General features: G+C 34.4%; 9 protein-coding genes, 7 tRNA genes and 2 rRNA genes (1 of these 18 cut by a window edge). 16 read left to right on the top strand and 2 right to left on the bottom strand.

The features are described from left to right. The 11 genes from ACWJKE_RS12710 to ACWJKE_RS12660 form a co-directional block, all read left to right on the top strand. Window positions 1-997, top strand: a 23S ribosomal RNA gene (locus ACWJKE_RS12710); it begins 1,929 nt to the left of the window's first position. Between the two features lie 236 nt (window positions 998-1,233). Further along, window positions 1,234-1,350: ribosomal RNA gene (gene rrf, locus ACWJKE_RS12705) — 5S ribosomal RNA — on the top strand. Between the two features lie 35 nt (window positions 1,351-1,385). Then, window positions 1,386-1,460: transfer RNA gene (locus ACWJKE_RS12700), tRNA-Glu, on the top strand. A gap of 7 nt (window positions 1,461-1,467) precedes the next feature. Next, window positions 1,468-1,551: transfer RNA gene (locus tag ACWJKE_RS12695), tRNA-Leu, on the top strand. 11 nt (window positions 1,552-1,562) lie between these two features. After that, window positions 1,563-1,636, top strand: a tRNA-Gly gene (locus ACWJKE_RS12690). Window positions 1,637-1,653: 17 nt separating this feature from the next. Continuing rightward, window positions 1,654-1,730: transfer RNA gene (locus tag ACWJKE_RS12685), tRNA-Arg, on the top strand. An 8-nt stretch (window positions 1,731-1,738) separates the two neighbouring features. Further along, window positions 1,739-1,813, top strand: a tRNA-Gln gene (locus tag ACWJKE_RS12680). A 4-nt stretch (window positions 1,814-1,817) separates the two neighbouring features. After that, window positions 1,818-1,893 (top strand) — tRNA-Lys (locus ACWJKE_RS12675). A gap of 10 nt (window positions 1,894-1,903) precedes the next feature. After that, a tRNA-Glu gene (locus ACWJKE_RS12670) sits at window positions 1,904-1,978 on the top strand. A 141-nt stretch (window positions 1,979-2,119) separates the two neighbouring features. Further along, on the top strand, window positions 2,120-2,812 hold the full coding sequence (gene sfsA, locus ACWJKE_RS12665; RefSeq protein WP_216304480.1) for a DNA/RNA nuclease SfsA: 693 nt from the start codon (window positions 2,120-2,122) through the stop codon (window positions 2,810-2,812). Between the two features lie 258 nt (window positions 2,813-3,070). Beyond that, a complete protein-coding gene (locus ACWJKE_RS12660; RefSeq protein WP_462953401.1) occupies window positions 3,071-3,595 on the top strand; it encodes an NAD(+) diphosphatase in 525 nt (174 codons plus the stop codon). A 161-nt stretch (window positions 3,596-3,756) separates the two neighbouring features. On the opposite strand, the gene ACWJKE_RS12655 is transcribed toward ACWJKE_RS12660, so the two are convergent. Continuing rightward, window positions 3,757-4,101, bottom strand: coding sequence for a hypothetical protein (locus ACWJKE_RS12655; protein WP_216304482.1), 345 nt, complete (start codon window positions 4,099-4,101; stop codon window positions 3,757-3,759). 2 nt (window positions 4,102-4,103) lie between these two features. Then, complete coding sequence (locus ACWJKE_RS12650; RefSeq protein WP_462953400.1) at window positions 4,104-5,345, bottom strand: DUF1576 domain-containing protein; 1,242 nt, start codon at window positions 5,343-5,345, stop codon at window positions 4,104-4,106. 232 nt (window positions 5,346-5,577) lie between these two features. On the opposite strand from ACWJKE_RS12650, the gene ACWJKE_RS12645 reads away from it, so the two are divergent. The 5 genes from ACWJKE_RS12645 to ACWJKE_RS12625 all read left to right on the top strand — a co-directional run bounded on the left by ACWJKE_RS12645 (window position 5,578) and on the right by ACWJKE_RS12625 (window position 9,535). Then, entirely contained in the window at window positions 5,578-6,291 is a 714-nt protein-coding gene (locus ACWJKE_RS12645) for a beta/alpha barrel domain-containing protein (RefSeq protein WP_165414546.1), read from the top strand. Between the two features lie 56 nt (window positions 6,292-6,347). Further along, window positions 6,348-6,536: a hypothetical protein gene (locus tag ACWJKE_RS12640; protein WP_165414545.1), complete on the top strand. Its 189-nt coding sequence runs from the start codon at window positions 6,348-6,350 to the stop codon at window positions 6,534-6,536. 344 nt (window positions 6,537-6,880) lie between these two features. Beyond that, a complete protein-coding gene (locus ACWJKE_RS12635; protein ID WP_462953399.1) occupies window positions 6,881-7,069 on the top strand; it encodes a hypothetical protein in 189 nt (62 codons plus the stop codon). A gap of 308 nt (window positions 7,070-7,377) precedes the next feature. Next, window positions 7,378-8,451, top strand: a complete 1,074-nt coding sequence (locus ACWJKE_RS12630) for a pyridoxal-phosphate-dependent aminotransferase family protein (protein ID WP_216304486.1) — start codon at window positions 7,378-7,380, stop codon at window positions 8,449-8,451. A gap of 172 nt (window positions 8,452-8,623) precedes the next feature. Next, window positions 8,624-9,535 (top strand): D-2-hydroxyacid dehydrogenase, encoded by a 912-nt coding sequence (locus ACWJKE_RS12625; protein WP_462958858.1) that lies wholly within the window; start codon window positions 8,624-8,626, stop codon window positions 9,533-9,535. Window positions 9,536-9,553 lie beyond the last annotated feature (18 nt).

Here is a 9,553-nt window from a genome sequence, read left to right as displayed (position 1 = left end):
TAACGGTCCTAAGGTAGCGAAATTCCTTGTCGGGTAAGTTCCGACCCGCACGAATGGCGTAATGATTTGGGCACTGTCTCAACAACACATCCGGCGAAATTGTAGTGCAAGTGAAGATGCTTGCTACCCGCGATTGGACGGAAAGACCCCGTAGAGCTTTACTGTAGCTTAGCATTGAATTTCGGTATTGTCTGTACAGGATAGGTGGGAGACTGAGAAACATGGGCGTCAGCCTGTGTGGAGTCATCCTTGGGATACCACCCTGACAGTACTGAGGTTCTAACTGGAGGCCATGAATCTGGTCACAGGACATTGTTAGGTGGGCAGTTTGACTGGGGCGGTCGCCTCCAAAAAAGTAACGGAGGCGCCCAAAGGTTCCCTCAGCGCGGTTGGAAATCGCGCGAAGAGTGCAAAGGCAGAAGGGAGCCTGACTGCGACACTTACAAGTGGAGCAGGGACGAAAGTCGGGCTTAGTGATCCGGTGGTACCTCGTGGGAGGGCCATCGCTCAACGGATAAAAGCTACCTCGGGGATAACAGGCTGATCTCCCCCAAGAGTCCACATCGACGGGGAGGTTTGGCACCTCGATGTCGGCTCGTCGCATCCTGGGGCTGAAGTAGGTCCCAAGGGTTGGGCTGTTCGCCCATTAAAGCGGCACGCGAGCTGGGTTCAGAACGTCGTGAGACAGTTCGGTCCCTATCCGTCGCGGGCGTAGGAAATTTGAAGGGAGCTGTCCTTAGTACGAGAGGACCGGGATGGACAAACCTCTGGTGCACCAGTTGTCACGCCAGTGGCATCGCTGGGTAGCTATGTTTGGAAGGGATAAACGCTGAAAGCATCTAAGCGTGAAGCCCACCCTGAGATGAGATTTCCCATAACTCGCACGTAAGTGCGATGTTAGTAAGACTCCTGGAAGACCACCAGGTTGATAGGTTAGAGGTGTAAGCATGGTAACATGTTCAGCTGACTAATACTAATAAGTCGAGGGCTTGACCTAAATATATAATTAAAAGTAATGCGATATACTTCTTCTGCAGGAACCATTTCTTTCGTAAGAAAGAAACTAAGCTTCTGACAAAGAAAGAAGCTTAATTCACTGTGCAATTTTGAGAGAATACTTTTCTGTAAAGAAAGTGAAATTTCTCTATATAGAGATAATAATGAGAATATATTTTATATCTAATATCCGTAGTCAACGACGGTAGATTCTCAATTATTGTTTCTGAAAATAAATCTGGTGATTATGGCATGAAGGTAACACCCGTTCCCATACCGAACACGAAGGTTAAGCTTCAATGCGCCGATGGTACTGCAGGGGTGACCTTGTGGAAGAGTAGGTTGTCGCCAGGTCAATACTAAAATAAGAATATTTAAGTATTTTATAAGGCTCCTTGGTCAAGCGGTTAAGACACCACCCTTTCACGGTGGTAACAGGGGTTCAATTCCCCTAGGAGTCACCATATGTATGCAGGTGTGGCGGAATGGCAGACGCACTAGACTTAGGATCTAGCGCTTTACGGCATGGGGGTTCAAGTCCCTTCACCTGCACCATATTTATATAAGCGGGTATAACTCAATGGTAGAGTGTTAGCCTTCCAAGCTAATTACGAGGGTTCGATTCCCTCTACCCGCTCCATTTTATTTATTTAATATGCGTCTTTAGCTCAGTTGGATAGAGCAACGCCCTTCTAAGGCGTGGGCCAGGGGTTCGAATCCCTTAAGACGCACCATACAATATTGGGGTATCGCCAAGCGGTAAGGCACCACACTTTGACTGTGGCATCCGTAGGTTCAAATCCTGCTATCCCAGCCAATATGGTTTACTAGCTCAGTTGGTAGAGCACATGACTTTTAATCATGGTGTCCGGGGTTCGATTCCCCGGTAAGCCACCAAATTTTATAAGGCTCCTTGGTCAAGCGGTTAAGACACCACCCTTTCACGGTGGTAACAGGGGTTCAATTCCCCTAGGAGTCACCATAAAAAAGTCCTTGCAAAAGCAAGGGCTTTTTTATGGCGTTATATAATAATCAATATTTTCGCATAAAATAATATTATGATTGTGGATAATGTTGATTATTTTTATTTATTAGTGTATATTTAAAAAATGGAGATGAAATTATGTTTATAAATAAAAGGATTTTTGTTGCCGAATTTATAAGAAGACCAAATAGGTTTCAAGCGTATGTAAATCTTAATGGCGAAGAAATAATAGTACATGTTCCTAATACGGGGAGATGTAAGGAAATACTAATTCCAGGCTCCACAGTTCTATTAAGAGAAGAGCTTAATCCTACTAGAAAAACATTATATGATCTAATTTCAGGGTATAAAGATAATAAGATCATTAATATAGATTCACAAATGCCTAATAAAGTTGTTGAGGAGGCATTAAAAGATAAAAAAATACAAAATCTAGTTAAATATAATATAATACAAAGAGAAAAGACTTTTGGAAATAGTAGATTTGATTTTAAACTATCTAATGACATGGATGAAGAATATTACCTCGAGGTAAAAGGGGTTACATTTGAAGTAGATGGTAAAACTAAGTTTCCAGATGCACCTACAGAGAGAGGCAGAAAACACTTATTAGAGCTTATAGAGGCTAAAAAGAGAGGATTTGGAGCTGGAGTACTATTTCTTATTCAAATGAGCAATATAAAAAATTTCTCTCCATATGATGATATGGATGTAGCGTTTGGAGAAGCATTAAGATTGGCATGCAAAAATGGTGTTGATATTTTTGCTTACGAATGTGAAGTTGGTGAAAAGTTTATAACTTTAAGTAATCCAGTTGAAGTTGTTTTATAAATTTAACGAAATTTTAGAAGGAAAGACCCCATCTTATATAAGAGAGGGTTACGGACTAAACAAAGAAAAAACTTCAGTGGGAATACAAGTCTTATTCTGAAGCCGCTGATATTACAGCACCGCAGGCGATAATTTAATCTAGCTTCGAAGATAATGATTTAAGAAACGTGATGACATTTGTTTTAAAGTAAGCAATAATTGAAATAGAATGTTAAATAACATGTGGGTTAAGAACATGGGAATTGAGGAGGTAAAAGTTTGAAATTTATATATTGCCCAATTTGTGGAAAAGAATTAATAAAGAAAGATAGCTGGGATGAAGGGGCAGTTCCATATTGCCCTGTGGATGATATTATGTATTTCGACACACCAAAACCATGTGTGGTAGTTGCAGTTGTCAAGGGTAAAGAAATTTTACTTCTTAAACAAAATTACACTTTTAAGAATTCAAAGGTATTAGTATCAGGGTATGTAAATACTGGAGAATCTGTTGAAGAAACTGTTCATAGAGAAGTTAAAGAGGAGACTGGAATAATAGTTGGAGAGATAAGATATTTGGGGAGTGATTATTTAGCTTCTAAAGAAATTATAATGTTAACTTTTATGGCTAAGTATGTTGAAGGTGAAATAAATAAGTCCCCTGAAGTTGATTGGGCTGAGTGGGAAAAAATAGATGATGCCATATGTGAAATGAGTGAAGACGAAATAGGGAAAAGGGTTGTAAGAAAATTGCTGAAGGAAATTGAATATAAGGGAGAAGAGGCGTATAGATGTGATATATAGGCTAACTACTGCGATATCAAATAGAAAGAGTAAATTTCATAAAATAATTTAAAATCTACTGTGAAAGTTTAACGATATTTCAGAAGATTCAAAATTAATAATTGTTTAATCTTCTGAAATTGTTAAATGCAAAGTAATTTAACCTAGCCATTTAAAGTTCTTTATGGAATCCTAGTTAAAAGTATCTCTAGATACTCGCCATCTACATAATTTATGTGAGATTCATCAATCATCATACCTACAAGGGTAAGTTCTGTACATGTATCACTATCCCCTGTAAGATTCCAATAGTATTCTTCCATTTCATGACATCTTGGTGCGGTTAGTGATTCTTCTAAAAGCTCAAGATTTTCTTTGGATATAAAGGAAAGTTGTGCTCTTATAAATATGATTATTTTTTTATTTTCCTTACTTATATCAATATGAACATTATCTGAACCATGTTTATAACAATAACCCATTAATTCAGTTACTATTTTTATATTTCGTTGATCTGTATGTTTCAATATTAATCAACCTCCTTTCTAAATGCAGTAATAATTGGAATAAGGATTATACATACTATTCCTCCTGAAAAACCGTTATTGTATAGATTTAAGCCACCATGAAGATAGCTAATATTCATGGACAAGCAAATGTGCAAAAATCCGGCAATAGCACCATAAATCCATCCAAATTGACCTGAAATAGGAGCTAATGTTGAACTAAATAAGATACCTAATAGCATTCCAGGTGAACTAAATTGCCAAATATTTAATAGAGATGCAAGTGTTGCGCCTATCATAACAGGAAATACATTTCGTAGGTGCTTTCCAAATGATCCAAAACCAACAATGGTTAATACTCCACCTATAGTAGGACCATTTAAATCCCCTCCAATTATGAGTACGTAAATAGTTGAATATACGCCTAGAATACCCATGTTTATCATAGTAAGTCCACGTCCAAATAAAAGGTAATAATCACTTACTAGTCTACCAGGTTGTTTATAAAGTTTAAATAAGTTTTTAAAACTTTTATCATTATGTATGAATCCAACTATTATCATTAGTATGAATAAGGAAATTAATATTATAGAAAAAAATAAATTATTTCCTGTAGACCAAAGTAATCGACTTTCAAAGTTTATACCAAAAGCTCTTAGTAAAGACATGATCAAGGTTGCAAGAAGTCCAGCTGCGAAACCTATATTATAAAGATTATAACCTTGGTGAAGCTTTAGACAATAAGCTGCCATTGGAGGGAAAATAAAGCCGATAAAAGTGCTTATTAATATTGCTATAATTATATTTCCTAGAAAGGGTAAATGACCTAAAAATGCTAATTGATTAACAGTAGGAGATAAAGTTGTTCCAAATAGTGCTATTAAAACATAATTTATAAACTTTTCCTTTTGATATCTAGAATATAACCAAACCCCAAATATTATTGGCCAGATATTTACAATGCTTTTTCCGAAAAGAGAGAAGCCTGCCATTGTAAATAGTGCCGCTACAGTGGAACCATTTGGTTTTATTCCTACATGTACAAGTAGGAATATAGAGGCTAAAACTACTAAAGACATATTAAAAAAGGTAGCGCCAATGCCCGCAAGTTCTACATAATCTGTAATTAGTATATTAGATTCAAAAATTATTTTTTTAAAACCTATGAAGATTTCCGTTGGGGTGTTCATAACAAATGCTAAAATCATGAAAAATAAAGATAAGCAAATAAACATATAATAGGTAGAATGAATTTTTATTCGCATAAAAGACCTCCTTAATTTATAAACTTAAACCCTATGTAATTATTTTATAGTAAAGGCAAAAGAATTACTAGTACAAATAAAATAATATAAGTATTAAGGGTAGAATTAAATCCCCATTATAAGTATAATTATAATGGGGATGTTAATAAAATATTAGTAGCTTCGTAATAATTAGATTAAATATTATATTAGTGTTAATATTAAATAATTATAAAAAGAGAGAAGGATAAAAATGGAAAATAACATTGAAGGTAAAAATTTAAGTAAAAAAGTGCCTCAAATAACAGGGAGTTTGAGGAGCCATATGATAGAGCTACCAAGTGCAATTAGGGATGCTAGTGGAATTGTAATATTTGGGAAAAGGTTGAAATCTTTTGTTTTTACTACAGATGTGGCAGTTATAAGAAATACAAATGCGGATGCAATTATTGCAGTATATCCATTTACACCTCAGCCCATTATAACAGAAGCCTTAGTATTAGCAGCAGATGTACCAGTGTTTTGTGGCGTTGGAGGAGGGATTACTACAGGGAGAAGGGTGACAAATTTAGCACTAGATGCTGAATTTAAAGGTGCTATGGGTGTAGTAGTCAATAGTCCTATATCAAATGATGTTATAAGACAAGTAAGGAGAACTATAGATATTCCAATAATAGTTACAGTTGTGTCAGAATTTGAAGATACAGAGGCTAGGATAAATGCCGGAGCAACTATAATCAATGTTTCAGGTGCTAAAAAGACAGCGTATATAGTTGGAAAAATAAGAGAAAAACATCCCGATTTTCCTATAATTGCGACAGGTGGTCCAAATAATGAAACTATAAGGGAAACTATAAAAGCAGGGGCTAATGCAATTACATATACCCCCCCAATAGTAGCAGATATTTTAAATGAAATAATGATTAAGTATAGAACGATTTACGAGACAGAGAATGAAGAAAAATAGCATAAAATATAGTAACTATTGATAAAACAATTTTAATTAAAGTGGTAGGTGATAAAATGGCTGTAGGTGGAGATAACTGTGATAAATGTCCTGAAGCCTCTACAAAACAGTGTAATGGCGGAGACGTGGACTGTTTATGCAAAAGATGCCCAAGAAATTTAAGGCAGTGTTTAACTACAAAATACTGTAGAGAAACTGAATCTATAATTAACATAAAAGATTACTGGTGGGATAACCTTGAATAAGGTAGTAGGATGAAAGTTGTAAAAACTTGAAGATCATATAAAAGCAATAGGTTATTAATAGTTATTAATATAATAAAAGATGCTATTTTAAATAGCATATACAAGCTACTAGAACAGTTTATGTTTTGGTAGCTTTATTTAATTTACAGGAAATTATAAAAAAATTAAAATTATTTAGATTAGAGAAGTTTTGGTAATATATAATTTTTTAAATATGGTGCTGAAAGTTATAATAGTTGTGGTAATTCTGTAATATAAAAATGTATAGAGGAATTATTTGATGAAAGTAGGGAAATAATAAGGAGAAATTAATTAAGTTTTAAATTATAAGGAGGAACAATATTATGCCAAATATAGAACAGATGACACATGTAGCAAATAGTTGTAAGGGATATGACTCGGTAGGAACAGGATTTCAATCTTCAATAGGGACATCATTTAGTAAAAGCTGTAATAATTGCCATCATTTAAAAAACAATAAATGTGAAGTTAATTTATATGACAAGGTTTTAGCAGGATTAGATCAAGGCTAATGCAAGTATTAAATTACTAATATTTTAGAGGTATTCCAGAAGAAAGTCTCCCACTTCTAAGTGGGAGTTACACATCATAACAAAGAGAAAACTTTAGTGTAAAATAATGTTAAAATAGTAATTTAAACACAAATAATAAAATGTATGCTATACTAATATGGAATTGTGTATTAAATATAGAATATTCATAATGTTTATTTTGAATATATTGAGAAAGTTATATTTAAGTGTTAAAATAATTGTTAGACTTCAAGACAAATCATAAGATTAACAAAAAAATGGGAAAAGTAAAACTTGGAGGGTGAATCATGCATAAAAGATTATTTATACCGGGGCCAGTAGATGTAGCAGAGGACGTACTTCAAAAAATGGCTACGCCTCAAATATCACATAGAGGCAAGGAAGCATCAGAGCTACAAAGAAACATAAGCGACAAAATGAGAAAAGTGTTTAATACTAAAGAAGAAATACTACTTTCAACGAGTTCAGGAAGTGGTCTAATGGAAGGTGCTGTACGTTCATGTACAGCCAAGAGAGCAGCAATATTTTCAGTAGGAGCATTTGGAAACAGATGGTTTGAAATGTGTACGGATAATGGAGTACCAGCAGATAAATTTGAATCTGAATGGGGACAACCAACAACTCCAGAAATGATCGAAGAAGCATTAGTAACTGGTAAATATGATTTAATAACGATTACTATGAATGAGACTTCAACAGGACTCGTTAATAACATGGAAGTTCTTTCGTCAGTTTACAAAAAATACCCTGAAATTGTAGTATGCGTTGACACAGTAAGTAACGCTGCTGGAACAGAAGTAAAAGTAGATGAATGGGCTATAGATATTTGTATAACTTCAACTCAGAAATGTTTAGGATTACCTGCAGGAATGGCTATTTGCACATTCTCAAAAAAAGCAGTAGAAAGAGCTAAGCAAGTTACAAATAGAGGAGTATATTTTGATTTATTAGGACTATATAATTGCATTCAAAAGAAGGATTATCAATATCCGTCTACGCCTTCACTTGCACATATGTTTGCTTTAGATTATCAGTTAGATAAGATATTAGACGAAGGCTTACAGAGCAGATATGCTAGACACATCGCTGGTGCTGAACTTGTTAGAGAGTGGGCTAGAAAATATTTTGAAATATTCGCTAATGAAAACTTTTTGTCAAATACATTAACTAATGTTAAAAACACAAGAGGAATCAGTATTTCTGACTTAAACAAGAAATTAGGTGAAAGAGGCTTTATTATTTCTAATGGTTATGGAAAATTAAAAGATAAGACATTTAGAATTGCCCATATGGCTGAAACTACACCAGAAGAAGTGAAAAATTTATTGAAAATAATAACCGAAATTTTAGAACTTAAATAATTAACAATTAGATTAAGAATGAAAAATTGTAATGTGATTTTTCATTCTTAATTTGAGTTTATATAATTATTGAAAATGATATAATTGGTTTAAGAATCCACTAAAGTGTCTGAATCCACTAAAGTATCTAAATTAAAGGATAATATTTCTTTATATAAAGAGGAGGATAATCATGATTAGGGTATTAGTTACTGATAGTATGGAAAAAAATGCTGTTAAAGAGTTGAAAGCTAAAGGGTTTGAAGTTGTTGAGAAGTTTTATGAACCAGAAGTTTTGGGCGAAGCATTAAAATCATTTGACGTAATTGTAGTTAGATCTGAAACAAAGGTTAGAAAACCAATAATCGACAAAGCGGCAGAAGCGGGAAGACTAAAGCTTATAATACGTGGAGGGGTTGGCGTTGACAATATTGACGTAGCATATGCTAGAGAAAAAGGGATAAATGTATCTAATACTCCAAATGCAAGCAGTGCATCTGTAGCGGAACTTACGCTTGCTCATATGTTTGCAGTATCGAGATTTGTTAATATTTCTAATGTATCTATGAGACAGGGCAAATGGGATAAGAAAAAATATGTAGGTGTAGAAATTGCGGGAAAAACTTTAGGTTTAGTTGGGTTTGGAAGAATATCAAGAGAACTAGCTAAAAAAGCATTTGCACTTGGCATGACGGTCATATATACAGATATAATAGGTAAAGCTAAGGATTGTGATGAGTACGAATTCTGTGAGTTAAATGATGTATTAAAAAGAGCAGATTATTTATCATTACATATACCATTCATTAAAGATCAAGGGGCTACTATAGGAAAAGACCAATTAGATATGATGAAGGATGGATCATTCTTAATTAACTGTGCTAGAGGTGGAGTAGTTGATGAAGATGCTTTAGTAGAAGCTTTAGATAATGGCAAATTAGCAGGAGCTGGAGTAGATGTTTTTGTTGAAGAACCAACTAAAAATGAAACTTTAGTTAACCATCCAAAGGTTTCTGTAACACCACATATTGGAGCTGCAACGCAGGAAGCTCAAACAAGAATAGGTACCGAGATAATAAGTATTATTTTAGAATTTTTCAAATAAATTAATTAATCACAGGAG

The organism is Clostridium sp. CM036, assembly GCF_055081135.1.
The sequence above is the reverse complement of the archived record's forward strand: the minus strand, read 5'-3'. Positions and strand labels throughout refer to the sequence as shown.